This window comes from Lentzea sp. NPDC092896 (assembly GCF_044754905.1).
GTDB lineage: Bacteria > Actinomycetota > Actinomycetes > Mycobacteriales > Pseudonocardiaceae > Lentzea.
In genome coordinates this window covers 600,119-626,392 of record NZ_JBIVPX010000005.1, presented here as the reverse complement: position 1 = coordinate 626,392, position 26,274 = coordinate 600,119, and the positions used below count along the sequence as shown (strand labels likewise).

At 68.3% G+C, this 26,274-nt stretch carries 25 protein-coding genes; 12 read left to right on the top strand and 13 right to left on the bottom strand.

Annotated features, from left to right (window positions below):
* Positions 1 to 362: 362 nt before the first annotated feature.
* The 4 genes from ACIQF0_RS27385 (at position 363) to ACIQF0_RS27370 (ending at position 3,706) form a co-directional block, all read left to right on the top strand.
* Positions 363 to 1,796, top strand: a complete 1,434-nt coding sequence (locus ACIQF0_RS27385) for a helix-turn-helix domain-containing protein (protein WP_401033743.1) — start codon at positions 363 to 365, stop codon at positions 1,794 to 1,796.
* Positions 1,796 to 2,272, top strand: coding sequence for a hypothetical protein (locus ACIQF0_RS27380; protein ID WP_401033742.1), 477 nt, complete (start codon positions 1,796 to 1,798; stop codon positions 2,270 to 2,272). Before ACIQF0_RS27385 ends, ACIQF0_RS27380 begins: the two co-directional genes overlap by 1 nt.
* Before the next feature lie 118 nt (positions 2,273 to 2,390).
* On the top strand, positions 2,391 to 2,852 hold the full coding sequence (locus ACIQF0_RS27375; RefSeq protein ID WP_401033740.1) for a hypothetical protein: 462 nt from the start codon (positions 2,391 to 2,393) through the stop codon (positions 2,850 to 2,852).
* Positions 2,849 to 3,706, top strand: coding sequence for a hypothetical protein (locus ACIQF0_RS27370; RefSeq protein ID WP_401033738.1), 858 nt, complete (start codon positions 2,849 to 2,851; stop codon positions 3,704 to 3,706). Before ACIQF0_RS27375 ends, ACIQF0_RS27370 begins: the two co-directional genes overlap by 4 nt.
* Positions 3,707 to 3,744: 38 nt before the next feature.
* On the opposite strand, the gene ACIQF0_RS27365 is transcribed toward ACIQF0_RS27370, so the two are convergent.
* Positions 3,745 to 3,936, bottom strand: a complete 192-nt coding sequence (locus tag ACIQF0_RS27365) for a S1 RNA-binding domain-containing protein (protein WP_189155947.1) — start codon at positions 3,934 to 3,936, stop codon at positions 3,745 to 3,747.
* Between the two features lie 185 nt (positions 3,937 to 4,121).
* Here ACIQF0_RS27365 and ACIQF0_RS27360 point away from each other — a divergent pair, with 185 nt between their 5' ends.
* A complete protein-coding gene (locus tag ACIQF0_RS27360) occupies positions 4,122 to 5,084 on the top strand; it encodes a helix-turn-helix transcriptional regulator (protein WP_401033735.1) in 963 nt (320 codons plus the stop codon).
* Complete coding sequence (locus ACIQF0_RS27355; RefSeq protein ID WP_401033732.1) at positions 5,081 to 6,001, top strand: sigma-70 family RNA polymerase sigma factor; 921 nt, start codon at positions 5,081 to 5,083, stop codon at positions 5,999 to 6,001. Before ACIQF0_RS27360 ends, ACIQF0_RS27355 begins: the two co-directional genes overlap by 4 nt.
* Here the strand turns inward: ACIQF0_RS27355 and ACIQF0_RS27350 are convergent.
* Positions 5,961 to 7,727: a LamG-like jellyroll fold domain-containing protein gene (locus tag ACIQF0_RS27350; protein WP_401033730.1), complete on the bottom strand. Its 1,767-nt coding sequence runs from the start codon at positions 7,725 to 7,727 to the stop codon at positions 5,961 to 5,963. The genes ACIQF0_RS27355 and ACIQF0_RS27350 overlap by 41 nt on opposite strands.
* Positions 7,728 to 7,790: 63 nt before the next feature.
* Between ACIQF0_RS27350 and ACIQF0_RS27345 the strand changes: the two genes are divergently transcribed.
* Together ACIQF0_RS27345 and ACIQF0_RS27340 are read left to right on the top strand one after the other, a co-directional pair.
* On the top strand, positions 7,791 to 8,510 hold the full coding sequence (locus ACIQF0_RS27345) for a TSUP family transporter (RefSeq protein ID WP_401033727.1): 720 nt from the start codon (positions 7,791 to 7,793) through the stop codon (positions 8,508 to 8,510).
* A complete protein-coding gene (locus ACIQF0_RS27340) occupies positions 8,507 to 8,914 on the top strand; it encodes a hypothetical protein (RefSeq protein ID WP_401033725.1) in 408 nt (135 codons plus the stop codon). The genes ACIQF0_RS27345 and ACIQF0_RS27340 overlap by 4 nt, the downstream gene beginning before the upstream one ends.
* Here the strand turns inward: ACIQF0_RS27340 and ACIQF0_RS27335 are convergent.
* The 8 genes from ACIQF0_RS27335 to ACIQF0_RS27300 all read right to left on the bottom strand — a co-directional run bounded on the left by ACIQF0_RS27335 (position 8,899) and on the right by ACIQF0_RS27300 (position 19,849).
* Entirely contained in the window at positions 8,899 to 10,482 is a 1,584-nt protein-coding gene (locus ACIQF0_RS27335; RefSeq protein ID WP_401033723.1) for an alpha/beta hydrolase, read from the bottom strand. The two genes, ACIQF0_RS27340 and ACIQF0_RS27335, sit on opposite strands and share 16 nt — an antisense overlap.
* 117 nt (positions 10,483 to 10,599) lie before the next feature.
* Entirely contained in the window at positions 10,600 to 12,198 is a 1,599-nt protein-coding gene (locus ACIQF0_RS27330) for an alpha/beta hydrolase (RefSeq protein WP_401033720.1), read from the bottom strand.
* Between the two features lie 63 nt (positions 12,199 to 12,261).
* The gene (gene egtD, locus ACIQF0_RS27325) at positions 12,262 to 13,233 is read right to left on the bottom strand and encodes an L-histidine N(alpha)-methyltransferase (RefSeq protein ID WP_401033717.1); all 972 of its coding nucleotides are present in this window, start codon (positions 13,231 to 13,233) and stop codon (positions 12,262 to 12,264) included.
* Positions 13,230 to 13,955: an ergothioneine biosynthesis protein EgtC gene (gene egtC, locus ACIQF0_RS27320; RefSeq protein WP_401033714.1), complete on the bottom strand. Its 726-nt coding sequence runs from the start codon at positions 13,953 to 13,955 to the stop codon at positions 13,230 to 13,232. The genes egtD and egtC overlap by 4 nt, the downstream gene beginning before the upstream one ends.
* Positions 13,956 to 13,959: 4 nt before the next feature.
* Positions 13,960 to 15,249, bottom strand: a complete 1,290-nt coding sequence (gene egtB / locus ACIQF0_RS27315; RefSeq protein ID WP_401033711.1) for an ergothioneine biosynthesis protein EgtB — start codon at positions 15,247 to 15,249, stop codon at positions 13,960 to 13,962.
* Positions 15,246 to 16,436 (bottom strand): glutamate-cysteine ligase family protein, encoded by a 1,191-nt coding sequence (locus tag ACIQF0_RS27310; RefSeq protein WP_401033710.1) that lies wholly within the window; start codon positions 16,434 to 16,436, stop codon positions 15,246 to 15,248. The genes egtB and ACIQF0_RS27310 overlap by 4 nt, the downstream gene beginning before the upstream one ends.
* A gap of 148 nt (positions 16,437 to 16,584) precedes the next feature.
* A complete protein-coding gene (locus ACIQF0_RS27305) occupies positions 16,585 to 19,461 on the bottom strand; it encodes a PQQ-dependent sugar dehydrogenase (protein WP_401033707.1) in 2,877 nt (958 codons plus the stop codon).
* A gap of 235 nt (positions 19,462 to 19,696) precedes the next feature.
* Positions 19,697 to 19,849 (bottom strand): hypothetical protein, encoded by a 153-nt coding sequence (locus ACIQF0_RS27300; protein ID WP_360031462.1) that lies wholly within the window; start codon positions 19,847 to 19,849, stop codon positions 19,697 to 19,699.
* 154 nt (positions 19,850 to 20,003) lie between these two features.
* Here ACIQF0_RS27300 and ACIQF0_RS27295 point away from each other — a divergent pair, with 154 nt between their 5' ends.
* Both ACIQF0_RS27295 and ACIQF0_RS27290 read left to right on the top strand, forming a co-directional pair.
* Entirely contained in the window at positions 20,004 to 20,597 is a 594-nt protein-coding gene (locus tag ACIQF0_RS27295; RefSeq protein ID WP_319979150.1) for a helix-turn-helix domain-containing protein, read from the top strand.
* A gap of 31 nt (positions 20,598 to 20,628) precedes the next feature.
* Positions 20,629 to 21,912 carry a cytochrome P450 gene (locus ACIQF0_RS27290; protein ID WP_360031464.1) on the top strand — a complete coding sequence of 428 codons (1,284 nt, stop codon included), beginning with the start codon at positions 20,629 to 20,631 and terminating at the stop codon, positions 21,910 to 21,912.
* 162 nt (positions 21,913 to 22,074) lie between these two features.
* On the opposite strand, the gene ACIQF0_RS27285 is transcribed toward ACIQF0_RS27290, so the two are convergent.
* A complete protein-coding gene (locus ACIQF0_RS27285) occupies positions 22,075 to 23,544 on the bottom strand; it encodes a peptide MFS transporter (protein WP_360031466.1) in 1,470 nt (489 codons plus the stop codon).
* Positions 23,545 to 23,692: 148 nt separating this feature from the next.
* Here ACIQF0_RS27285 and ACIQF0_RS27280 point away from each other — a divergent pair, with 148 nt between their 5' ends.
* Positions 23,693 to 24,256 carry a TIGR03086 family metal-binding protein gene (locus tag ACIQF0_RS27280; protein WP_401033702.1) on the top strand — a complete coding sequence of 188 codons (564 nt, stop codon included), beginning with the start codon at positions 23,693 to 23,695 and terminating at the stop codon, positions 24,254 to 24,256.
* 85 nt (positions 24,257 to 24,341) lie between these two features.
* Positions 24,342 to 25,004, top strand: coding sequence for a glycoside hydrolase family 75 protein (locus ACIQF0_RS27275; RefSeq protein WP_360031470.1), 663 nt, complete (start codon positions 24,342 to 24,344; stop codon positions 25,002 to 25,004).
* Positions 25,005 to 25,161: 157 nt separating this feature from the next.
* Here ACIQF0_RS27275 and ACIQF0_RS27270 read toward each other — a convergent pair whose 3' ends face one another.
* Together ACIQF0_RS27270 and ACIQF0_RS27265 are read right to left on the bottom strand one after the other, a co-directional pair.
* Entirely contained in the window at positions 25,162 to 25,653 is a 492-nt protein-coding gene (locus ACIQF0_RS27270; protein ID WP_401033699.1) for a GNAT family N-acetyltransferase, read from the bottom strand.
* A complete protein-coding gene (locus ACIQF0_RS27265; RefSeq protein WP_360031474.1) occupies positions 25,650 to 26,150 on the bottom strand; it encodes a DUF4262 domain-containing protein in 501 nt (166 codons plus the stop codon). The genes ACIQF0_RS27270 and ACIQF0_RS27265 overlap by 4 nt, the downstream gene beginning before the upstream one ends.
* Positions 26,151 to 26,274: the final 124 nt, after the last annotated feature.

Here is a 26,274-nt window from a genome sequence, read left to right as displayed (position 1 = left end):
GGTGGGTCAGGCACTGGCCACGCCACGGGGATCGACCCGCGGCCTGACGTTGTGCAGGGTGCTTCTCACTTCCCGCCAACACCACTCGTCCGCTGCATGAGCCTCATGCAGCGGACGTATGAAGCTCATCCGCCGCACGGGGGCACCAGGACTGCGACACGCGAATCCATTACGTCTTATGCATGAGATGGATGGACTGACGATCACACGTCCGTACACTGGGAAAACGCTCAGTGACGGGGGCGAGGCCGATGGATGCAGCGAGACCCAAATCCAGACGCGCTTGCCCGTGCGGGGCGTTCATCGCCGCCGACAACTCCGATCGGCTGTGTCACCGGTGCCGCCGCAACGCTCGTTCGGACGTGCACGGACCACCTGAGGTCCCCAACGACTTCTGGGACCACCCCGCGATCGCGGCGGCGTGCGTCGACCGCGACATGGGTGCGCTGATCTCCGCGTACCGGCATCACCCCCAGCACCTGAGCAGGGTCACGCAGGACCGCATGGCGGCGTGGCTCGGCATCAGCCAGGCGCAGCTCTCGCGTTACGAGTCGGGCGAGAACCAGATCGACCGCCTCGACCGGCTGCGCCATTTCGCGGTGGTGCTCGGTGTGCCCGGCGAACGACTGTGGTTCGACCGAGTCGTCATCCCAGCTCAGGTGGGGTCCCCCATAACGGGCCCGCCAGACGTGCTCGCCGCCCCGTGGGAGGCGACGAGCATTGCCCGTTCGGTCGAGGAGACGGCGAGGAGCGACTTGGCGATCAGCAGACGAGCGGCGCTCACCGGAGCCGCCGCGGTGACGGTGGGGTCAGCACTGGTCGAACCGCTGCAGCGGTGGTTGCACCCCCTGCAGAACCTGTCGAAGTGGTCGTCGCACTCGGCGATCAGCGAGGAGGAGCTCTTCGCGTTGCAACGCGTGGCCGACGGCCTGCGCGGCTGGGGAGGCCGCGGCGGCTACGGACTGGCCCGCAAGGCGGTCCTGGGGCAGCTCGACGAGCTGGCCGAACGCCTGGGCCGGGCACCGTCCGGCCCGACGACGGAACGCGCGTTCTTCATCGGCGCCGAACTGTCGAAGGTGGCCGCGAGCATGTCGTTCGACGCGGGCCTGCACAACGCGGCCCAGCGCTACTACGTGCTGGCCATCCGCATGGCCAAGGCCGGTCACAACGACGGCTTCGCGGCCCTGTGCCTGGCCGCGATGGCGAGGCAGATGTTCGACCTGGGCCGCCCGGAGGACGGCTTGGAGCTGGTCCAACTGGGCCAGTACGGCACCCGTCGAACAGGAACGCCGACCCTCAAGGCCCTCCTGCTCACCCGCGAGGCCTGGGCCTACGCCCAGATGGGCAAGACGCGGGAGTTCCACCAGGCGGTGGGCATGGCGCAGGACAGCTTCGCGCAGCGCGACGCGGACGGTGAGCCGCGCTACCTGCACAGTTTCGACGAGGCCGAGCTGGAGGGCGTCATCGGCGCCCGCTGCCGCGACCTCGCCATGCACGATCCAGCCCAGGCCGTGTTCGCCGAACAACACATCCGGCGCGCCCTGGAGCTGCGAGACCCGTCCAAGGTGCGCAACCGCGCCTTCGACGTGATCGGACTGGCGCGCACCAAAATGGTCGCGGGAGACCCGGAGGCAGCGTGCGGGTTGATCAACGAGGTCCTGCCGACAGCGGCGAAGCTCTCCTCGGGCAGAGTCCTGCGCAAGCTGGAGGACTTCGCCAAGGAAGCGGCACGGCACCGCCACATCCCCGCCGTGCAGGACACACGGGACGCCATCAGAGCGATCCGGACCGCTTGATGCGCGTAGGCATCACCGGCCACAGCAACCTGGTCCCGGAGTGCGTCCCCGCCGTCCAGGCCGCCATCACGGAGGCGCTGACCCGGCTGGGCACGGACCTGGTGGGCGTGACCTGTCTGGCTCCTGGCGCCGACCAGGTGTTCGCCAGGGCCGTCCTGGCGCTCGGTGGCCAGGTGGAGGTCGTGCTCCCGGCCCTGGACTACCGCGACCGCCTCAAGCCGCACCAGGTGGCCGACTACGACGAACTGCGCGCCGCCGCCACGGTGGTCAGCGTCCTCCCGCACATGTCGAGCGGACGCCTGGCCTACGTGGCGGCCAACGAGCGCATGCTCGCCTCGGTCGAGGTGCTCGTGGCGGTGTGGGACGGCGTGCCGGCCCAGGGCAAGGGCGGGACGGCGGACGTGGTGGAGCAGGCGCGGGCGTCCGGGGTGCCGATCGAGGTCGTCTGGCCCGCCGAGGCCCGCCGGAAGTCCTGACGAGCCGAGACGTTCTGAGGCGCGGCGCTAGGCCGAGTGAGGGAAGTTCGTCGGCAACCGGACCAACTCCCCCCACAGGCCTAGCCGCGCCCACCCGGCTTGATCACGATTTCGGGGCATGGCAGCCGATCCGTTCGCCCGCCTGGCCGACCGCCAGCAGTCCCTGCGAACAGCCTTACGAGCCCTGAAAGCCGCAGGCCCCGGCAGCCCCGACTTCCACACCCTCCTCACCACCACGAACGCCGAGGTCGACGCCGTGATGGCGGCCCGCAAGGACGTGGAGGCGGCCAGGCTGACCGTGCCGAACCGGGCGATCGCCGCCGGGACGACGGCGGCGGCGCTGATCGTCGCCGTGGGCTGGTTCGACGCCTGGTCGCTGTTGTCGCTCCTGCTGGCGGTGGCGACGGCCGCGGCGGTCCTGGTGGATCCCGTCGGCCGCGGCATCTGGGAGCCGAGGGCGCGGACCGCGGCGATCAGCGCGGCGCTGGCGGCTACTCTCCTGACCCCGGTGGTCAGCGGCTGGGCGGCACTCGTCACGGCCGCGGGCATCGCGTGGTGGGCCTGGAGGACGCTCAGATGAACATCGACCCGGTCAAGGCGCTGGACGACAAGATCGAGCGCCTCAAGAAAGAGCTGAAGTCCCTCGAGACCCGCATCGACCACGCCCAGACCGAGGCGGCGCACACCCAGCTGAGCCAGACGAACCAGCTCAAGGACAACACCCGCAAGCTCACGAAGACCAACGACCGCGTCACCGAACTGGCGGAGAGCGTCCACCGGCTCGAACGCCTCCTGGTGGCGCTCAACAGGAAGGTCCGCGCGGGCGAGACCCAGAAGGCCGACTTCGACGACTGGCCTGAGGTGGCCGAGCCGCTCCTCACCCAGATCCTGGCCGGCCAGGAAGCCTACGCGCGCAGGACTTTCACGCCGCAGGAGGCGAAGGACACCCGCAAGGCCATCGCCGAGTACGACCGCAGGGCGCTGGAGGCGTTCGACGCGGCCGAGGCCCTGACGCACCTGCCGCCGACAGCGGAAGCGTTGTGGCGCAAGAACTACAAGCAGTGGCAGGCCGTCACGGCCCAGGAGCGGCCCGAGGCACCGGACGACGACACGTACGCCAAGGACACCGTTGCCAAGTCGGCCGGCAACGAGGCCATCGCGCGGACGAGACGGCTCATCCGCGCCCGCGTCGAGGACGCGGTCGCGCGTGATCTGCTGTTCCCGGCGTGGTTCGAGAACATGCTCGGACCCGCCGCACCGCCCGGCCGAGCGGACGATTGGCTTTACACCGCAACGGATGTCGTGTTGTACCGGCTGCTGCACGGCGTCACGAGTCCGGCAGACGCGCTGGGTCCGGTGCCCTCCGAGGAAGGGCACCGCAAAACCCTGCACGACCGCCTGACCGGCGAGTGCGCGGACTACCGGAAAGCGTGAGAAAGCCCGGGCAGGGCGCCTCTGCCCGGGAACTCAACTCACGCCAGCTCCAGGCTGAACCGCTGCTGCTCGGCGTCCACCGCGAGCACCTTCACCTGCACGGAGGCACCGACCTCGGCCTGCTGGCCGTGCAGGAGCCCGTGTGCACCGGCGGGGTGCTCGATGAACGAACCGAAGGGAACGGTCGAGACGACCTTCCCCGAAAAGACATCACCAACGTTGGGAAGCATTGCGCATCACCTCCTCTCCCAAGCGCGCGTATCCCGAACTACGGATAGGCGCGGGGGTGGAGGGGCCCTGATCAAGTCAGGGCCGGGCAACCGTTCCGCTCACGGCACAAGGCCGACCCGGCAGTCATACCAACGACCTTAGCCAGCACGGGCCGTTGTCCGCAATGGAATCTAGACTCCGTCACATGCTGGAGACGTCCGCGCGACTGCTGAAGCTCCTGTCCCTGTTGCAGGTGCGGCGTGACTGGACGGGCCCGGAACTCGCGGGGCGGCTCAGCGTCGACGTGCGCACGATTCGCCGGGACGTGGACAAGTTGCGCAGCCTCGGTTATCCCGTCACCTCACTGCCCGGCGCGGCCGGCGGGTACCAGCTCGGGGCGGGCGCGGAACTCCCTCCGCTGCTGCTCGACGACGACGAGGCGGTCGCCGTCGCGGTCGGCCTCAGAACGGCGGCGAACGGCTCGATCGCGGGCATCGAGGAGACGTCGATCCGCGCTCTCACGAAGCTGGAACAGGTGCTGCCGACCCGGCTGCGCAGGCGGGTGCAGGCACTCCAGGAGCACACCACTCCCCTGACGGCGGCGGGCCCGACCGTCGACGCGGAGACGCTCACGATCATCGCCGCCGCCTGCCGCGACCGCCAGCAGCTGCGCTTCACCTACGCCTCAACGCAGGGCGAGCCGTCGAAGCGGCTGATCGAACCGCAGGGGCTCGTGCACACCGGCCGCCGGTGGTACCTGGTCGCGTGGGACGTGTCCAAAGAGGACTGGCGAACGTTCCGGGTGGACCGGATCACCGAGGAACCGACGCTCGCCGCACGCTTCGCGCCCCGCACGCCACCGGCGGAGTCCCTGGGCGACTTCGTGTCCCGGCAGGTGGCCTCCAGCGTCTACACCTACCAGGCGGTGCTCACGATCCACGCGCCGTTGCAGACCGTCGCGGAACGCACCACGCCGATGTCCGCGGCGCTGGAACCGATCGACGAGAACTCCTGCCTGATGCGCACGGGCGCCGACGCGCTCGAGCGGATCGTGTTCCACCTGCTGTTCCTGGGCTTCGAGTTCGACGTGCACGAACCGGTGGAACTCAGGGACTACATCGAGATCCTCATCGGCAGGATGCAGAACGCGGTTAGGGTGCAGGGGTGACAGTGGACTTCGCGACCGCCGCGGACCCGTTCAGACGCGAGCTCCTCGTGCACTGCTACCGGATGCTCGGCTCGCTGCACGACGCCGAGGACCTGGTGCAGGAGACGTACCTGCGCGCGTGGAAGGCGTACGGCCAGTTCGAGGGCCGCTCGTCGGTGCGCACCTGGCTGTACCGCATCGCCACGAACGCCTGCCTCACCGCGCTCGACGGCCGGACGCGCCGCCCTCTGCCGTTCGGGCTCGGCACCCCGGGCGCCACGGAGACGGACCCGCTCACCCAGGACCACGAGATCCCGTGGCTGGAGCCGTTCCCGACCGACCCGGCCGCGATCGTCACCGAACGCGCGTCCACCAGGCTGGCGTTCGTCGCGGCCCTGCAACACCTGCCGCCCAGGCAACGCGCGGTGCTGATCCTGCGCGACGTGCTGAGGCTCAGCGCCGCCGAGACCGCCGACGAGCTGGACATGACCGTGGCGGCCGTCAACAGCGCTTTGCAACGGGCGCACGCGCAGCTCAAGGACCTCACCGAAGACGAGGTCGTCGAGCCCGCGGACGCGAAGCCGCTGCTGGACCGGTGGGTGAAAGCCTTCGAGGCCAAGGACATCCCGGCGATCATCGGCATGTTCGCCGAGGACGTGATCTGGGAGATGCCGCCGTACCCGCAGTTCTACCTGGGACCGGACATGGTCGCGTGGCACCTCGCGAACCAGTGCCCGGCGGTCCCGCACGGCGCCAGGATGATCGCCACCGAGGCCAACGGCCAACCGGCTTTCGGGCTCTACCTCAGAGAACCGGACGGCGTGCTCCGGCCGTTCAACCTCCAGACGCTGGAGGTGCGCAACGACCGGATCACGCGCGTCTCGTCGTTCTTCGACCTCAGTCTGTTCCCGAAGTTCGGGCTGCCTTCGACCGCATGAACTCGGACCGGTCGAGCGGCCGGTTCACGATCCGCACGTCGCCGATCCAGCCGTGCAACGACTTCTCGACGACCCGGTTGTACGCGTAGGCGCCGACGAGCCACGGGTCGCCGGCGGTCGAGATGCCGCGGGCGGGCGTGGACGGGTTGCGCAGCAAGGGAGATCCGTCGACGTACATCGTCGTGTGCACGCCGTCGTTGACCACGGCGACGTGCCACCACGTCTCGTAGTCCATCTCGTGGCCCCAGTTCGTGGAGATGCCCGGCAGGGTGCGCGGGAACACCGCCCACTGCAGCTGGCCGCCACCGGCGACGTTCAGCGTGGCGATCGGCTCGCTCGGGTCGTCCCCCGTCTTGCCGGCGGCGGAACCGGGCGCGAGTTTGGTGAACAGCCCGCACCACGGATGGTCGAAACCCGCTGGCAGCTTGAGGAACAGCTCGATCGTGTAGCCGCGTTCGAACGTCTCGCGGTTCACCGGCGCGGACTCCGCAGTGGACAGGTAGCCGGTCTTCTCGAAGTACAGCGAACGGTGTGACGGCGCGAACCGGTGGTGGTCGTCCGAGGCCGTCAGCGGGCCCGTCTGCCTGAGGTCGTTCCCGTTGCCCGACAGGTCCTCGAGCCCCTCGCCGAGCCGCCAGTACGCGACGGTCCCGCGCACCAGCACGTCGCGAACCGGTTGCGCGGGCGGCAGCACCGGCGGGTCGAAGCGGGCGAACCGCTGCTCGAAGTCGATCGGCACGCTGAACCGGTCGGCCGGGCCGGTCAGCTCGGTCTCCTTGCGCTCCAACGGGTTGAGCGAGCGCTTGCCGAGCAGCCACGGCGACAGCGTGCGGACGTCGACCACCCGGCGGTCCAGGTCGAAGTGGTAGAGCCGGATCATCGCGCCGCCGCCGTAGTAGCGGTCCTGGTAGTTCGTGATGTGCACGTGCACGTCGTTGCCGGCGGTGTTGCGCAGCGTTGCCCGCGCCGGCGGCCAGAAGTGCCCGTTCAGCGTCAGGAAGATCTGGTCGTTGTCCTTGATCAGCTCGCCCCAAAGCCGGCGCCCGTAGTCGGACATCACCGCGGCACCGTCACCGCCGTCGTGGACGAGTTCGTGCGTGGTGAGGATGACGGGAAGCTTGGCGTGCTTCGAAAGCACCGAGCGCGCCCACTCGAAACCCTGGGCGGACATGCGCCAGTCCAGTGCGAGCACCAGCCATTCCTTGCCACCCGCGCGGAACACGTGGAACGAGTTGTAGCCGTCGGCGCTCGCCCCGCGGAACGTCGGCGAGGTGCGGAACCGCTGCGGCCCGAACCGGTCGAGGTACGGCGTGCGGCCGCGCTGGTCGTCCAGCCGCGAGTCCGGCACGTCGTGGTTGCCCGCGAGCACGCTGTACCCGATCCGGCGCCGGTCGAGCACCTCGAACCGCGCGCTGATGTCGTCGATCTCGTTCGCGCGGGCGTTCTCGACGAGGTCGCCGAGGTGGCTGATGAAGACGATGTTCTCGGACTTCTGGTGGTCGATCAGGTACTGCAGCGTGGCCTTCAGCGGCGCCGAGTCGCCTCGATCAAGATCGAACATGTACTGCGTGTCCGGGATCACGGCGAGCGTGAACCGCCGCGCCTCGGGGTCGGGACGGCCGTACCCGACAACGTTGTCAGCACTGGCGGAACCAGGCGTGACCAGGGCGGCAGCGGCGGCGGTCGCACCGGTGCCGAGCAGGAAGGAACGGCGGGACGCGGTCATGGCGCGGAGCGTAGGTGCGCTGGGCCAACAGCAGGCGAACAACGGTCGATAGCATCGCGAACTATGTCCTGGGGGTTGCTGCTGACAGCAGGTGTGGTCGTCGCGGCCGGGGGCCTGCTGCAGGGCCTGATCGGCTTCGGCCTGGCGCTGGTCGCCGTTCCACTGCTCGCGTTGCTCGATCCGGCGCTGCTGCCGGTGCCGGTGCTGATGATCGCCGCCACCCACGCGTCGATGGCGCTGGTGAGGGAGTTCAGCCACGTCGACTGGCGCGGCGTCGGCTGGGCGATGCTCGGCCGCCTGCCCGGCACCGTCGTCGGCATCTGGATCGTCGACTCACTCGACCCGAAGGGCTTCGGACTGGTCGTCGGCGGCTCGGTGCTGGCGTGCGTGCTGCTGTCGATCACGACCTGGCGACCACAGCCCCGGCCGAAGTCGCTGGTGACGGCCGGGTTCGCGAGCGGGTCGTTCGGCACGGCCACGGCGGTGGGCGGCCCGATGGTCGGCCTGCTCTACCAGAACCAGGCGGGGCCGCAGGTCAGGGCGACGCTCGCGGCGTTCTTCGTGCTGGGCTCCGGCGCGTCGATCCTCGGCCTGCTCGTCGCGGGTCAGGTCAGCGCGCACCAGCTGTGGACCGGCCTCGCGCTGGTCCCGTTCCTGGTGGCCGGGTTCCTGCTTTCCGGGCCGTTGCGCAAGAAGTTCGACGCCAAGGGCATTCGCACACCGATGCTGATCGTGGCGGGAACGAGCGCTGTGGTGCTGATCGTGAGGAGCCTCCTGTCGTGAAGATCCCCACGTGGGTCGTGCTCGCGGTCGGCGCTCTCGCGGCACTGATCATGATCGCGACCGCGCCGATGGTCGACGTGTGCGCACAACCCGGCGCACGCTGCGGCACCCAGCCGGACTGGTACACGGGCGAGGAAAGCGTCACCACGCTTCGCGGCGTCGAGATGAGCGCGAACTTCGACTTCCTCTACGACTACAGCCTGCTCTGGGCGGTCGCCGCGGCGGTGCTCGGGTGGGCGGTCGTTCGGCGATCCTGGGCGGTGTTCGCCACGGCCGCGTCGCTCGGCCTCACCGTGTGGCTGCGGCCCTCGTACTCCGCGTACCTGCTGACCGTCGCCGCCGCGGTGGCGGTGCTGTACGAGCACCGCCACCGCCTGCTGCGAAAGGGTCAGGCGAACGGCTGAACGTTCGGCTGGAACGTCGCGCCCTCAGCCGGCGGAACCAGGTCCACCAGGTACTTCGCAACGGCCGCGTCCGTGCCCGCCGAGCGGCCCAGGATGCAGTGGCCGAACGCGTCGACGCTGATCAGCCGCGCGTTGCCGAGCTGCTTGGCCATGCGCTGCGCGAACAGGTACTGCGTGGCCGGGTCGTAGTAGTTGCCCACCACGACGATCGGGTTCTTCGTCTTGCGGTTCCACGGGCCGATCCAGCGGTCCGGGTTGCGCGTCGGCCACGTCGCGCAGGTCAGCAGGTCCGACGCGGCCTGGTAGCGGCCGAACGTGGGCGACTCCTTCTCCCACTTGGCCGCGGTGGCGGCCCAGTTGCGGGTGGTGTGGGAGAACGGCTTGTCGGTGCAGTTGACGCCGTAGTACGAGTCGTCCGCGGTGTACGGGGTGTCCGGCAGCGGGTCGACGTCCATGCGGCCACCGGCGTTGTTCAGCGGCGCGGCCAGTTCCACAGTGGACTGGACGCTGAGCGCGATCGACGGGTTCAAAGCGTTGTGGATGCTCTGCAACCAGGCGGCCAGCGGCGCGATCCTGGCGATCGAGTACAGGTCACCGGCGACCCGGCCGACGACGTCGGACAGCGTGACCTTCGAGCCGTCCGGCAACGTCGCCGGAGCCTTGCCCAGCGCGACCTTGAGAGCCTCGAACTTGCCGCGGGCGTCACCGGCGAACGCGCACTTCGCGACACCGGCGGAGTCGCAACGCTTCAGCATCGCGTCCAAAGCGATCTCGAAGCCGTCGGCGCGCTGGCGGTCGTACTCGGCGCCGTTCGTCAGACGCAGCCGCGGGTCGACGTTGCCGTCGATCACCATCGCCCGCGTGCGCTGCGGGAAGATGTTGGCGTACGTCGAGCCGATCAGCGTGCCGTACGAGAAGCCGACGAAGTTGAGCTGCTGGTCGCCCACGGACTCGCGCATGATGTCGAGGTCGCGCGCGACGGCCTCGGTCGACATGTGGTTGAGCAGCGGACCGGCGTTGATCTTGCAGTAGTCCGTGTAGGTCTTGGACTGCTTGATGGAGCTCGCGATCTCGGCCTTCGTGATGGGCAGCGAGAACCAGCCCTCGTTGACCGAGTCGGCCTCCTCCTGGGTGCGGAAGCAGCGCATCGGCGCGCTGCGGGCCACACCGCGCGGGTCGAAGCCGATGACGTCGAACCGGTCGAGCACCGAAGCCCCGAAGTAGTTCTTCGACACGGCACCGCGGATCAGGCCGGAACCGCCGGGACCACCGGGGTTGAGGAAGATCGAACCGATCTTGCGCGACGGGTCGTTGGCCGGTCGCTTCATCATGGCGATGCCGGTCTTCTCACCGCGCGGGCGCGAGTGGTCGACGGGCACCTCCTGGACGGCGCACGTGAGCTTCGCGCGCTCCTCGGGCGTCACCGTGGCGGGAAGGGTGGCGAGCACGTCGGCCGCGCACTGCCCCCAGGCAGCGGGCTGGACGGCGGGACCGGCCTGGGCGCTCGCCGCGCCCAGGCCGGAAACTACGGTGCCGAGCACGAGGGCGCTCGCAAGCGCCGCGCGCACGACACGCAAAGAACTGGAAGATGACGTCACGGATGCACCCCATCACCCAGCGTGCACCGTTTGTACCCGCCTATCGTCGGGTTGTGTCCCGACGACAGGCGGCGCACCTGCGAGAAATCAGAACGGTTGCGCGTTCGGCTGGAAGACCTGGCCGTTGGCGGGCGCGGTGAGGTCGACGAGGTACCTCGTCACCGCCGCGTCGGCACCGGCCGAGTCACCGAGGATGCAGTGCCCGAACGAGTCGACGCTGATCAGCCGCGCGTTGCCGAGTTCCTTGGCCATGCGCTGCGCGAACAGGTACTGCGTCGCCGGGTCGTAGTAGTTGCCCACCACGACGACCGGGTTCTTGGTGCGCTTGTTCCACGGGCCGATCCAGCGGTCCGGGTTGCGCGTCGGCCAGGTCGGGCACGTGAGCAGGTCGGACGCGGCCTGGTAGCGGCCGAACGTCTTCGACTCCTTCTCCCACTTGTCCGCGGTCTGGGCCCAGTTGCGGTTCGTGCGGGCGAACGGCTTGTCGATGCAGTTGACGGCGTAGTACGAGTCGTCGCTCGTGTACGGCGTCTCCGGCAGCACCCGCACGTCGGCCTTGCCACCCAGGTTGTTCAGCAGCGCGGGAGCGTCCACAACGGACTGAACACCCAACGCGGCGGAGGGGTTCTGGGCCACGTGGATCGACTGCAGCCACGCGGTCAGCGCCTTGAACGTCGTCGGGCTGTACAGGTTGCTCGACGTGCGGCCGACGACGTCGGTCAGCGTCACCTGCGTGCCGTTCGGCAACGTCGTGGGCCCCTTGCGCAGCGACTCGCGGATGTTGTCGAACTTCGTGCGAGCACCACCGGCGAACGCGCACTTCTCGACACCGACGGAGTCACAACGCTTCAGCATCGCGTCCAGTGCGATCTCGAAGCCGCGAGCACGCTCACGGTCGTACTGCGCGCCGTTGGTGAGGCGCAGCTGCGGGTCGACGTTGCCGTCCAGGACCAGAGCACGCGACTTCTGCGGGAAGATGTTCGCGTAGGTCGCGCCGAGCAGCGTGCCGTACGAGAAGCCGACGTACGTGAGCTGCTTGTCCCCCACGGCTTCGCGCATCACGTCGAGGTCGCGCGCGACGGCCTCGGTCGACATGTGGTTGAGCAACGGGCCGGCGTTGATCTTGCAGTAGTCCGTGTAGGCCTTGGACTGCCGGATCGAGCTGGCGATCTCGTCCTTGGTGATCGGCAACGCGTACCAGCCGACGTTCACCGCGTCGGCCTCCTCCTGGGTGCGGAAGCACCGCAGCGGCGCGCTGCGGCCCACACCGCGCGGGTCGAAGCCGATGAGGTCGAACTTCTCCAGGATCTCCGGGGTGAAGAAGCTGGAGCCGTACGCGCTGTAGATCAGGCCGGCGCCACCGGGACCGCCGGGGTTGATGAACAGCGAGCCGATCTTCTTCGCCGGGTCGCCGGCGGGGCGCTTCATCATGATGACGCCGGTCGAGTCCCCGCGCGGCCGCGAGTGGTCGACGGGCACCGCCTGGATCGCACAGCTGACCTTGGTGCGTTCGGCGGCGGGGATCTCGGCGAGCACGTCTGCCGCGCACGGCCCCCACGCGGCGGGTCTCACAGTCGATGCGGCTTCGGTCTGGGCTGACGCGCTGCCCAGGCCGGTGATGACGGTACCGAGCGCGAGCGCACTGGCGAGCGCCACGCGCACGGCACGCGTTGATGCAGGAGTCATCGCCCCAGCCCACCACTGGGCGTGGGTCGCCAGTACCCGCCTATCGTCGGGTTGTGGCCTGGGTTACACCGCTTGGGCCAACGAGACCGCGAACCTGCCCTCCGAATCGGTCCACCACCGGTGCAGCGCGAAGCCGCCGTCCTCCAGCTCCTGCTTCACGCCCTCCTCGCGGAACTTGGCCGACACCTCGGTCCGCAACTCCTCGCCCTCGCGGAACTCGACGGTCAGGCCGAGCTCGGCGAGCGTCACACGCATCGCCCGCTTGGCCCGCAGGCGCATCTCGATCCACTCCTGCTCGGCGTTCCACAACGCCACGTGCTCGAACGCCTCGACGTCGAAGTCTCCGCCGACCTCGCGGTTGAGCACGTTCAGCACGTTGCGGTTGAACTCCGCCGTGACGCCCTGCGCGTCGTCGTACGCGCGCACCAGGGTGTCCGGATCCTTCACCAGGTCCGTGCCGAGCAGCAGCCACTCCCCCGGCTCCAGCACGTCGCGGACCGTGCGCAGGAACTTCTCCCGTTCCTCCGGGATCAGGTTGCCGATCGTGCCGCCCAGGAACGCCACCACGCGCGGCGACTCCCCCGGCAGCAGGCTCAGGTGCTGCGTGAAGTCGCCGACCACGCCGTGCACCCGCAGGCCCGGATAGTCCGCGATGATCGCGTGCGCGGCCTCGGTCAAAGCCGACACCGACACGTCCTGCGGCACGAACTCCTTGAGCGTTCCGTGCTCCCTCAACGCGCTGAGCAGCAGCCGCGTCTTCTCCGACGAGCCGGACCCCAGCTCCACCAACGAGTGCGCGCCCGTCGTGGCCGCGATCTCGCCCGCGCGCTCGGCGAGCACCTCGCGTTCGGCACGGGTCGGGTAGTACTCGGGCAGTCGGGTGATGTCCTCGAACAACGCGCTGCCGACGGCGTCGTAGAACCACTTCGGCGAGACCCACTTCGGGTCCGCGGTCAGTCCGGCCCGCACGTCGGCACGTAGCGCGTGTGCGGCGTCCTCCGGCTTGAGATGAACGTCCAGCACCGGCTCGGTCATATCGGTCGAACCTCCACAGTGGATGGAACGGCGGTGACCACGTGCCGGTCGGGGATCTCCCGCCAGCCCGGGTCGTCGTCGAGCGGCTCGGACGCGAGTGTCACGCCGTCGCCTTTCTGCAGCACCCACAGGGCGTGTGTCCACGTTGTCCCCACGAGCACTTTTCCGTTGGTCAGCAAGAAGTTCAGGCGCGACTTCGGTGCCGCGTCCGCAACTTCTCGCACGAGTTCAACGAGCGTTCGGGCCGGGTTCTTCCCGGTCTCCAGACGACGCCTGAGGACCGTCCACAGCAGCGCGGAGTCGGTCGGCGCGTCCATCGTGAGCACGTCGGTCACGTCGAGCGTCTTCGCCAGCCCCGCCACGGTGTGCGGCCAGCCGTCGACGCGTCCGTTGTGGCTGAACAACCACGTGCCGTCGGTGAACGGCGCGCAGGCCGCGTCGGTGACCGGCATGCCAGTGGTCGCTGACCGGACCGCGGCCAGGAAGGCCGTTGATTCAGCACCCGCCAGTTGACGCAGGTTCGCGTCGCTCCACAGCGTTCCGGCGCGCCGGTACCGCACCGGGCCGGGGAACCAGCCGACGCCGTAGCCGTCGACGTTGACGGTTCCGCCGGCCCGCATGTCGGCCGGTGCGTACGACTGGTGCTCCAACGAGTGCGGTGCGTCGAAGAGCAGGCTGCCGATGGGCATGGCGGTGCCCAGGTAAGCCAGATGGCGGCACATCGGGTCAGGCGTCCCTGGCGCAGCGGAAGCCGGAGAAGATCTGCCTTCTGATCGGGTAGTCCCAGTTGCGGAACGTGGCACGGACCGCCGACTTGTCCGTGCCGAACGAGCCGCCGCGCAGCACCTTGTAGTCCGGTCCGAAGAAGACCTCGGAGTACTCCTTGTACGGGAACACCTCGAAGCCCGGATACGGACCGAAGTCGCTGGAGGTCCACTCCCACACGTCACCGATCAGCTGGTGCACGCCGCTGGGCGACGCCCCCGCCGGGTAGGCGCCGACCGGGGCCGGGCGCAGGTGCCGCTGGTTGAGGTTCGCGTGGGCTTCCGTCGGTTCCTCGTCGCCCCACGGGTAACGCCGGGTCCTGCCGGTCGCCGTGTCGAAACGGGCCGCCTTCTCCCACTCCGCCTCGGTCGGCAGACGCTTGTGCGCCCACGTCGCGTAGGCCTGGGCCTCGTGGAAGCACACGTGCACAACGGGTTCGTCCGGCACGATCGGCTCGGTCACGCCGAACGCGGTCCGCACGAACGAGTTCTCCTCGCGCTGCCAGAACCTCGGCGCGACCAGCTTCGCCTTCGTCCGGTGTTCCCAGCCCTCGTCCGTCCACAGGCGACGGTCGTCGTACCCGCCGGCCAGGATGAACTCGGCGTACTCGCCGTTCGTGACCGGGGTGGTGTCGATGAAGAACGAGTCGACGTGGACGGCGTGCGCGGGACGTTCGTTGTCGAGCGCCCACGGTTCGTCCGACGTGCCCATTTCGAACGGTCCGCCCGGAATGAACGATTCCGTTGCGGGAACGAGGTTTCCACCGGGCGGCAACGGTGCGTGCAGCACCGGTTCGCCGGTGCGCAACTGGTGCGTGGCCAGCATCGTCTCGTCGTGCTGCTGCTCGTGCTGCACGATCATGCCGAACGCGAAGCCGTTCTCGACGAGCCGGCGCCCCTGCAGCGGCACCTTCTCCAGCACGTCGAACACCTTGCCGCGCACGTCCCCGACGTACTGGCGGGCCTCGCGCGGGTTGAGCAGCGGCAACTCGGGCCGCACGCTGCGGGAGAACTTGAACGCGTCGTAGTACTCGTCGATGTCGCTGCGCACCGGTTCGCGTCCGCCGACGTCGCGAACGAGCCACAGCTCTTCCTGGTTGCCGATGTGCGCCAGGTCCCAGACCAGCGGCGACATCAGTTTGGAGTGCTGCCGGACGAGATCGTGCTCGTCGACGGCGTCGGTCAGGGCGGTGGAACGCGCGCGCGAGCGCAACAGTTCCTCCGCCACCTGCTCGCGGAGTTGTTCAGTCACAGCTTCCCCTCAAGCTCCCGGCTGATGAAGCCGATCTGGTCCTGAGAAAGTCCGGTGCGGGGCAACGCCTCGATGCCCAGCGCGACAACGTCTTTCGCGGCGCGCGCAGTGCGTTCGTCCGCCATCCCGTACCGCGCGGCGGCGAGCCACCGCCCGGCCGCCCGTTCCGTCGCCGCCAGCACACCGTCCACCACGGACGGGTCGCTGAACAGCGCGACGAGCAGCGCACTCGGCGCGATCCACCCGCCGGGCGCGGGCGTGTCGAGGTATCTGATCTCGATGTACCCGCGCGGCCGGACCGGCGGGAACATCAACGACATGTGGTAGTCGAGGTCGTCGCTGGTGGGGACCCGATCGTGTGCCCCGTTCATCCAGTCGGCAAACGTCATCGGCCGCGGCGGGATCCAACTAGGACCCGGTCCGCGCACGACGATCACGGGCGTGTCCACGACTCTTCGCGCATAGGCCTGGGCCGGATCGGCGCACACAGCGCTGGGTCTGGTGCGCACGGGATCGCAGCCGTAGAGCGTCCGCATGCGTGCCGACGCCCAGCCTTCGTGCATCCCGCCGATGCTCGGCGAGTTCGCGAACAACGCGATCATCACCGGCCCGAGCTGGTGCACGGCGGCCCACCGGTCCTGCAGGTACTTCTGCTCGCCGAAGTCGAGGCACACCTGCAGGCCCGCGGTGTTGCACATCATCGAGATGCCGTCCTGGCCGAGCGCCCCGAACGCGTGCTCCATCGCGGCGTACCGAGGCACCTGAAGCATGCGCGTGGGACTGCGATGCTGGTCAGCGCCTCGTTCGCCGAGCACGAGACCGTGGTCGGCCAGCATGGCGGTGAGGTGGGAGATGTCCTGGGTGACCGTCCGGAAGAGGTCCGGGAGGCTGGTGCAGGGAGGTGTGGAGATCTCGACCTGCCCGCCCGGTTCGACGGTCAAGGGGGTGCCGCTGGGAAGCGGCCGCTGAGGGCTGTCCGGAACGAGTGTCGGCGGTGCGTGCTCTCCTAGAGCCGCCGCCAGCCTGTGCCTGTCGAGCTTCTGAGCCGGATCTTCGGCGTGGTGGACGGTCCATTCGAGCTCCACGCCGAACAGCCTCGGTGGCCCGTGCTTGAAGCAGACCGAGGCCACGTAAGCCTCGGCCTCGGCGCGGTCGGCGAACCTCGCCGGCGCCCTTTTGTTACGCAACGCAGTCACGCTGCCACACTCCCCGTGATCGTCTGGCCCGTTCGACGCTACACGCGGGGTCTGACAGTTGCAGCTCACAAATCCTTACGAAACAAGTGAAGTGCCCGTACGCACGCGTGCGTACGGGCACTCGTCTCACTTGGTGGAGCTATGAGCGCCGAGCGTTGGAACGGCCGCGCAGCACCGTGTTGGCGGTTGACGCGTTCTTGATGGCCGTCTCGATCTGCGCCATCGACGAACCGGAAGTGATCCCGGGAACAGTCGCGGTGTTCAACGCGTACAACGTGAACGTGTACGGGTTGGTGGAGCCACCGGGACACGGCCCGAAGTACTTCAGCGAGTTGGCCCCGGACTCCATGGCCTTCTGCTTCGCCGACCCCTGCCCAGGCACGGTGAACCCGGAACCGAGGTTCTCCGGCAACGAACGCACGCTGCCCGGAATGTCCCAGATCGCCCAGTGCAGCTTGTTGCCGTTGTTCACGCGGTCCGCGAACACGATCGCGTAGGCCTGAGCACCGGACGACTCGCCCCACGCGAACGGCGGCGAGGGGTCCTGACCGGGCACGCCGTCACCGGCGCAGGTGTGCTTGGCCGGGATCATCGCGTCGTCCGCGAACGCCGAGGACGTCAGCTTGAAACCGCCGCCACCGCCTTCGTAGACGATGTCGATGTGCAGGACGCGGTCGTTGCCGGCCGAGCCGTCCTTGTCGGTCGTGGTCGTCAGCCAGATGTCGCCGTCGCGGTCCACCTCGACCGTGCGCAGGCGGTTGTAGGTGCCCTGGAAGTAGATCTGCTGGTCGACCAGGTTGCCGTTGGCGTCGATGCGCATCCGGTAGATGCGCTGGCCGACGGTGGTGGCGACGAAGACGTAGTCGTTGATGATCGTCAGGCCCGAAGGTGAGGCCTGCGAGGTCGACCAGGTCTTCTTCGGCGGGATGGTGCCGGCGCAGTTGCCGATCGTGCCCTCGCAGGGCTCCCAGCCGTAGTTGCCGCCCTTGGTGATCAGGTTGACCTCGTCCTGCTGCGAGTTGCCGAACTCCGAGGCCCACAGACGCCCCTGCGAGTCGAAGTCCAGGCCCTGCACGTTGCGGTGGCCGTAGCTCCAGATCGCCTTGCCGGGGAACGGGTTGTCGGACGGGATGGAGCCGTCCGGGTTGAGCCGCAGGATCTTGCCGGCGTTGGTGTTGAGGTTCTGCGCGTTGTTGCCGTTCTGCGCGTCACCGGTCGAGACGAACAGGTAGCGGCCGTCCGGGCTGAACCGCAGGCGCCCGCCGTTGTGGTAGCGGTTCTTCGGCACACCACTCAGAAGCGTCGTCCAGCCGGACAGCGCCGCACCGTCGAACTGCGCCCTGACCAGGCGGTTTCCGTCGGCGTAGGTGTGATAGATGTAAATGAACCGGTCGGAGGCGAAGTTCGGCGAGACCTCGATGCCGAGCGCGCCGCCCTCACCGTTCGTGCCGACCGCGCCGGGCACCTTGCCGACGACGGTCTTGCTGCCGCCCTCGGTGATCCGCAGGACGTTGAACGTCTCGCGCTCGGTCACCAGCGCCGAGCCGTCGGGCAGGAACCCGAGGCCCCACGCCACGTCGACGCCGGCCGCGATCTGCGTGACGGCGCCGGGGTTCGGCGCGCCGGTGCCGCCGCCCGCACCGGGCTTGACGGAGATCTCGTTCGAGAACGCCGAGAAGTTGCCCGCCGCGTCCTTCGCCCGCACCTTCACCAGGTACGTCTGGCCGTTGACCAGGCCCGCGACGGTCGCGGACGTGGCCGAGCCGTCGGCGGTCTGCTTCAGGGCGCCGTCGAAGTGGATCTCGTAGCCGGTGACGCCCACGTTGTCCGTGGAGGCTCCCCAGGCGATGGAGACGCTGGTCGAGGTGGTGCCGGTGGAGCGCAGCGTGCCGGGAGTGGTGGGCGCCTGGCCGTCCGGCGGGGCGGGCTGGGTGCGGCCCGGCACGTTGTTCGAGGCCTGCGAGACGTTGCCCGCCCGGTCCTTCGCGAACACCGTCCAGTCGTAGAGGGTGTCGGCGCGCAGGCCGGTCGCGGTGCCCTCCAGCACGTTGCCGACGCTCGTGACGAGCTGTCCGTGCTGGTAGATGTCGTAGCCGGTGACGCCCACGTTGTCGGTGGCCGCCTCCCACTTCAGCGACACCGAGTTGTGGGTCGACGACACGAACTGCAGGTTGCGCGGTGGCGTCGGTGCCTCGTTGTCCGCGGGGCCGGTCAGCACGGCGGTCAGCTTGTCCGCGTTCGGGCCGCCGTTCGCGGTCGTGGCGGTGGCCTTGATCTTGTTCGAACCGGCGTGCAGCGTGACCTTCAGGGTCCGCGTCTGCCACGTCGTCCAGGCGCCGGTACCGGGGAACGAGACGGTCTGGGCGTTGGCGCCGTCCACGGTCACCGAGGTCGGACGGTCGACCGTCGTCCCGTTGGCGTACCGGAACGTGAGGTCGTGCTCGCCGCCGGAGTCCGCGTTGATCGTGTACTCGACGGACGAGCCGATCACGTTGTCGTAGTTGACGAAACCCGTGCCGGAGAAGCCGGCGTGGTTGGACTCCACGACGCCCTGCGAGATCGTCGCGTTCTCCGCCTCCTGCTCCAGGGCGGGAACGTTCGCGATCTCGTCGACCTCGAGGTAGTCGAGGTTCGGGCCGCCGGTGGCACCGGTGGACGTGAGCTTGATCTTGTTCTCGCCCGCGTTCAGGTTCACGGTGTTCTCGGCCGACACCCACGTCGTCCACGCACCCGTGCCCGCGAAGGCGCGCTCGTCGACGGCGAGACCGCCGTTGACGCTCACGTCGACCGGCCGGTTGTCCGCGGTTCCGTTGGCGTAGCGGAAGACCAGCTTCGCCTGGCCCGCCTTCGTGGCGGTCACGGTGAACTCGACCGAGCTCCCCGCCACGTTGTCGACGTTGACGAACCCGGTTCCGGAGAACCCGGCGTGGTTCGACTCCACCACGCCCTGCGAGATCGTCGCGCTCTCCGCTTCGTACCGGACCGGCGCCGCGAGGGCCGACTCCGGTACCGACATCACTGCGACGGCTGTTGTGCAGGCAACACCCATCGCGCCGAACGCGCGGAGCGTCCGGCCTCTACTCGGTGCCACTGTTGTGCCTCCCACAAGACGGGTAGGGGGATCACGACGGAGCGGCGGCGGATTCAGTTTTAGACAGGAAACTTTCCTGACTGTCGCGCAGATCACACCACCCGCGACATCCGGAGTCAACCCCCTCCGGGAACTGCGGGAAAGCGCTTACCAGATCCCGTTACCTATCCCGGTTCTCGGCGAGCGCGGCGATGAGATCCGAAACCGTGCCGTTGAGCAGCAGGTCGATCACGTGGACGCCTGTGGACTCACGCCGCTGCCACCCGAGGCGCTCAGCGAGCGCCGACAGCTTGATGATCTCCTGCGTGTCCATGGCGCGGAAGGATATGGCCGCAAGCCTGCCCGTTCGCGCAGGCCCGCCCGATGATCCACACGAAAGGGATCAGCCGGGAAGATCACACTGATGGACGTGTCCAATCCGTACGTACGGATTGGATTTCCCGCCCTCCCCCTGCGACCATCTACCGGTGCCCAGGGTCAGTCAGGACCACCTCGACGCCCGCCGCCGTCAGATCCTCGACGGCGCGCGTTCCTGTTTCGCGCGACACGGCTACGAAGGTGCCACCGTACGCCGTCTGGAAGAGGCAACGGGACTCTCTCGCGGTGCGATCTTCCACCACTTCCGCGACAAGGAGTCGCTCTTCCTCGCACTCGCCGAGGACGACGCGCTCCGCATGGCCGACGTGGTGGCCGAACAGGGCCTCGTCCAGGTCATGCGCGACCTGCTCGACGAACCGGAGAAGCGGACCGAGGAGCACGCCGCCGACTGGCTCGGCACGCGCCTCGAGGTCTCCCGCAGGCTTCGCACGGACCCGGATTTCCGGGCGCGCTGGGCCGAGCGCAGCGAACAGCTCACCGCCGCCACCCGACAGCGCCTGATCCGGCAACGCGAAGCCGGCAACCTGCGCGACGACGTCGACGTGACGGTGCTGACCAGCTTCCTGGAACTCGTCCTCGAAGGCCTCGTCTCGCACCTCGCGATGGGCCTGCCCGCGGATGACATGGAACCCGTACTCGATCTGGTGGAAGAAACCGTGCGGCGACACCGCCGCAACTCTTGAGAGTTCTTCGCGTACCACTCAATGTGGACGTATGCCGTCCACGCTGAAGACAGCCACTCAGTTCTTCGCGCTGCGCACGCTCGTCCGCGGCTACGCGCTGCTCGGTGACCCGTACGCGGGCGTCATGGCCTCACCGCCGGACCGCGACCCGTACCCGATGTACGAGAAGGTGCGCGCCAAGGGCGACATGGTGCGCAGCCGCATGGGCGCGTACGTCACGCCGAGCCGCGAGATCTGCGACTCGGTGCTGCGGGACAACAGGTTCATCACCGCGACCTTCGACGAGGCGTCGATGGTGCCGATCACGCTCGTCAAGGACGGCGAGAAGATCGTGAACCCGGTGCAGGACTCGTTCCTGATGATGAACCCGCCGACGCACACCCGGCTGCGCAAGCTCGTCCAGCCGTTCTTCACGCCCCGAGCGCTCAAGGACCGCACCGAGTCCATCCAGAAGATCGTCACCCAGTACCTCGACCGCCTCGACGACCGGTTCGACGTGGTCTCCGAGTTCGCCTCCCAGGTGCCGATCCAGGTCATCGCGGACCTGCTGGGCGTGCCCGACGACCACAAGGACGTCTTCGCGCGCTGGGGAAGCTCGCTGGCGGAGACGCTCGACGGCGTGTGGTCGCACAAGCAGCTCAAGAGCCTGCACGCCACGATCATCGAGTACAACGACTTCATCGACGGCCTGATGGACGAGCGCCGCCGCAACCCGAAGGACGACATCGTCAGCCACCTCGTCACCCAGCACGAGGACCTGAGCCGCGAGGATCTCGTTGCCACCACGGGGTTGCTGCTCTTCGCCGGGTTCGAGACGACGGTGAACCTGATCAGCAACGGCGTGCTGAAGGCGTTCGAGAACCCGCACACGATCGCGCCGCTGGCCCAGAGCCCCGAGTACGCCGAGGGGTTCGTCGAGGAGGTCCTGCGCCTGGACCCGCCCGTGCAGTACACGATCCGCTGGCCGAAGGAACGCCTGGAGCTGGCCGGGGTGTCACTGCCGAAGGGCATGCCGGTGATGCTGATGCTGGCCGCGGCGAACCGCGACCCGCGCGTCTTCGAGGACCCGCTGAAGTTCGACCCGACGCGGTCCAACGCGCGCGAGCACCTCGCGTTCAGCGCGGGCATCCACTACTGCATCGGCGCGGGACTGAGCCGCATCGAGGGCTCACTGGCGTTGCACGAGCTCTTCAAGCGCTTCCCGAACCTCGGCGCGGACGGCCCGGTGACGCGCCGGCGGTCCAAGCTCATCCGCGGCGCGTTGCGACTTCCGGTACGTGCCAACGAATCCAGTCGGTCACTGACGGTGAACTAGCGCTGACCTGGGGCGAGATTTGTTGCGGGGAGTGCTCGACTTCACCCGGCTGGAGCAATGTTCGTGCCCCAATGACACATGTGCGTAGTGCATCCTTATAGACGAGAGGGAGACCCGCCGCACCGCCGCCGCGACGGGCCTCCCTTTCGCCTTTTTCCGGACTTACTCGACGCCCGCCATGAGCTTGCGGATCGCCGGAGCCGCCACCGCGAGCGCGACACCGAGGACCACGGCCGCGCCGCCGAGCGTGAAGAAGTACGCCGAGGGGCTCGTCGTGTAGAACTTCACGAGCTGCGCGGCCACACCGGTTCCGGCGGACACCGCGAGGAACCACAGGCTCATCGTCTGCGACGCGAACGCCTTGGGCGCCAGCTTCGTCGTGACCGACAGGCCGACCGGCGACAGCATGAGCTCGCCGCAGGTCATGATCAGGAACATCAGCACGAGCCAGAGCGGCGTCACCTTGCCGTCGGCCGCCGAGTTGCTGGCGAAGTACATGAGCACGAACGACAGGCCCACGAGCACCAGCGCGCCGGCGAACTTGCGCGGGGTCGAGGGCGCGCGGTCCTTGAGCTTCAGCCACAGCCACGCGAACACCGGCGCCAGCGCGATGATCATGATCGGGTTGATCGACTGGAACCAGGCGACCGGGAACTCCCAGCCGAACACGTGGTTGTCGACGTGCGAGTCGGCGAACTCGGCGATCACCGAGGCGCTCTGCTCGAAGATCAGCCAGAACATCGCCGCCGCGACGAACAGCGGGATGTACGCGAGGACGCGCGGCTTCTCCTCCGGCAGCGTCTTCTTGCTGCGGTACATCACCGTGAAGTAGGTGATCGGCAGGACGATCGACATGATGCTGATCATCAGGATGACGCCCTCGACGTCGCCCAGCACGTACGACAGCACGCCCAGCGCGCCGATCACGACCGCGATGAGGCCGATGAGGCCGTAGACGCGGCCCTTCTCCTTCGGGTGCAACGGGTTCGGCGCCACGGCGGCCGAGCCGCGCAGGTTCTTGCGGCCGAGCCGGTACTGGATCAGACCGGCCGCCATGCCGACCGCGGCGACGGCGAACCCGGCGTGGAAGCCGACGCCGTCCGCGAGCGCGCCGGTGATCAGCGGCGAGACGAAGCCACCGATGTTGATCGCCATGTAGAAGACCGTGAAGCCGGCGTCGCGACGCGTGTCGTCCTTGGCGTAGAGGCCGCCGACGACGGTCGAGATGTTCGGCTTGAGCAGGCCGGTGCCGAAGACGATGAAGATCAGGCCGAGGTACACGCCCGTGATCCCGATCGGCAGTGCCAGTGCGATGTGACCGCACATGATCAGCACGCCGCCGTAGAACGTCGAGCGCTGCCCGCCCCAGACCCGGTCGGCGAGCCAGCCGCCCGCGACACCGGACATGTAGACCGCGGTGCCGTAGATGGCCACGACCGACAGGGCGAGTGCCTTGTCGACGCCGAGGCCTCCGTCGGACACGGCTGTCCACAGGTAGAGGCCGAGGATGGCCTTCATCCCGTAGAACGAGAACCGTTCCCAGAGTTCGGTGAAGAACAGCGTGGACAGGCCTCGGGGGTGCCCGAAGAATCCCTTGTCCTGCGCGGAGATGCTGGCGCTTGGAGCGCTCACGTCATCGTCCTCTCGTGTCAACGATGTCACGGCGGATCTGGTCGAGATTACGCCGAACGCTCGTACTGTTAGAAATCGGGGTTGCGTCCGAGTGGCCCAACTCTCACGCCAGGATGCGCGGCTGGGCAGGATTTGATGCACTGCTGGGATGGATTTGATCCAGGCGCACGGCGTGGCGATGACGGAGTTCGACCGACGGGTCCGGGAGATCGCTCCTGACCAGTGGTCGCTCGGCACCCCCTGCCGGGAGTGGTCGGTCAGAGACCTCGTCGGCCACCTCGTCTACGAGCAGCTCTGGGCCCCGGAACTGCTCGCCGGCTGCACGGCGGAACAGGTCGGCGACCGGTTCGACCACGACAACCTGGGCGACGACCCGCTCGTGTCCTGGGTCGTGGCGGCCGCGGCGGCGCGCGAGGCGTGGCTGGGCAAGTACGCGCTGGCGAAACCCGTGCACGTGTCGTCGGGGACGCTGGACGCAGAGGAGTACTGCTGGCAGATGACCACGGATCTCGCGGTCCACGCCTGGGATCTGGCGCGCTCGATCGGCGCGGACGAGCGAATTGATCCCGATCTCGCGTCGGCTGTTCTGAAGTACGTCGAACGCAACATCGAGGAGTGGGGTGGTTCGTCGATGTTCGATTCGCCCGTTCCGGTTGCGTCGGACGCCGACGACCAAACACGACTGATTGGACTTCTGGGACGTAAGCCTTAGGCCCTTGACGGGTATCACGTGAATTGCGCACAGTAAGCCTGCCGCCGCTTTCAGTCAGGAAAGTTCCCTGTCGAAAGAGGCAACAATGCGCAAGCTCGCCCCAGGGCTTTTCGCCGTGTCCGCTCTCGCCGCATCCCTGCTCGCATCCCCCGCCGCCCAGGCCGCCGGCCCGAGCGCGTCGCAACTGCTGGCCAAGCTCACGTCGTGCTCGCAGATCTCCAGCGGCAAGTACCGGTCGGATTCCGAGACGTCCGCGAACATCCCGGTCTGCGGCAAGAACGGCGCCGTTTGGTACAAGGCCGACCTGGACGTCGACTGCGACGGCCAGCGCACCGCGAAGTGCAGCGAGAGCACCGACCCGTGGTTCCAGCCCGACACCGCGTTCCACGACTCGAAGGGAAAGCCGCTGGTCGCGGACAAGCTCCCGTACGTGGTCGTGCCCTCGCCGAGCGGGACCTGGGACTACCGCAAGTTCGGCATCCAGGGCGGTGGCGTCGTCGCCGTCATCTACAACGGCAAGGTCGACTACGCGGTGGTCGGCGACACGGGCCCGACCGCGATCATCGGGGAGGCCTCGTACGCGTCCGCGGTGAACCTGGGCATCAACCCGAACCCGGAGAACGGCGGCACCGACGGCCCGGTGCACTACATCTACTTCAAGAACTCGAAGGTCTCCCCGATCGAGGACCACGCAAAGGCCACCTCACTCGGTGAGTCACTCGCCCAGCAGTTCCTGAGCCAGAACTAGAATTCCCGGTTCTTTTTCCGAAACGCCCCGCTCCGCATCCCCCTGTGCCTCCTGCGGGGCGGGGCGTTCCTCCCCCGGCCGCGATCCCCGGATCCCCCCGGACCGTTGAACGCACCGCATTTCTACAGGTAGATCGTTGTCCGGTGTCGGAGCGCTTTCAGCGGACAACGACGTCCGGACAACGTTTTGGTCTCTGCTCCAAAGTGACGCACCGGATGCCCACGGCGTCGAGGTGCTCGCTGACCCTCACGAACCCGGCGCTCTCGTAGAACCTGATGTTCCCGTCGCTCTCGGCCCCGGTGAACAACCAGACGACCTCGACCCCGTCCGGCGCGTGCTCGCCGATCGCCTGGAGCAACTTCCGCCCGGCCCCGGTCCCCTGGACGTCGGGCGCGACGGACAGCCGGGCGACCTCCATCCGGTCACCGTCGACGCGGCTGCGCACCGACCCGACGAGCCTGGAGCCGCTGAACGCGCCGAGCGCGGGCGTGCCGTCCTCGAGGTGCGCGCGGATCTGGTCGAGGGTCTCGACGAGCGGCGGCAGGTCCCACGCGCCGTACCGCCTGGCTTCCTGGAGGTACGCGGCCCGCTGGATCGTCATGACCTCACCGGCGTGCTCTGCCGTCAACGGTCCGATGTGGACGTTCACGGACCGGTGACCCCCGGCGTCCAGCTCTCCGGCAGACCGCTCTCGGTGAGGATGATCTGGTGGTCGTGGAACCCTTGAGGCGCATCGGGCTGCCACGGCCACTGCCCCTGCGGCGTCGGCACGATGATCTGCACGGCCGCGAACTCCGACCCGTCGTAGAGCAGGTACGCGCTCCCGAAGAACTCCGGGTAGAAACCCTTGTACACCCGCTCGAACGTGATCGGGACACCCTCGAAGAAGTCGTCGTAGAGCTTGCCCGGCTGGAACCGCTCGCCGTCGCTGGCCCGCTTCACGTACATGTTGACCAGGTTCTCGCCCATGCCCTGCGGCAGCCCGATCACCACGGCCTCGGCCACCCCGAACCGGCGCCAGGCCCCCACCGAGAACACGTAACCCGGGCCCTCGGAGTCCGGGTTCACGACGATGTTGGTGTGGCCGAACCGGTCGGCCGCGGAGAGCAGGCGAGCCCGCAGCTCGATGTCTTCGTCGGAAAGCACGGCACCCAGCCTACGGCACCCTCTCGGCGCCTTATGCCTGCTTGGAGCTGTTCCAACGCTCCCACCTTCAGGCAGATTTGACGCGAAACGATAGAGCTTTCGCGGCCCCTGCCCCTACCGTCCG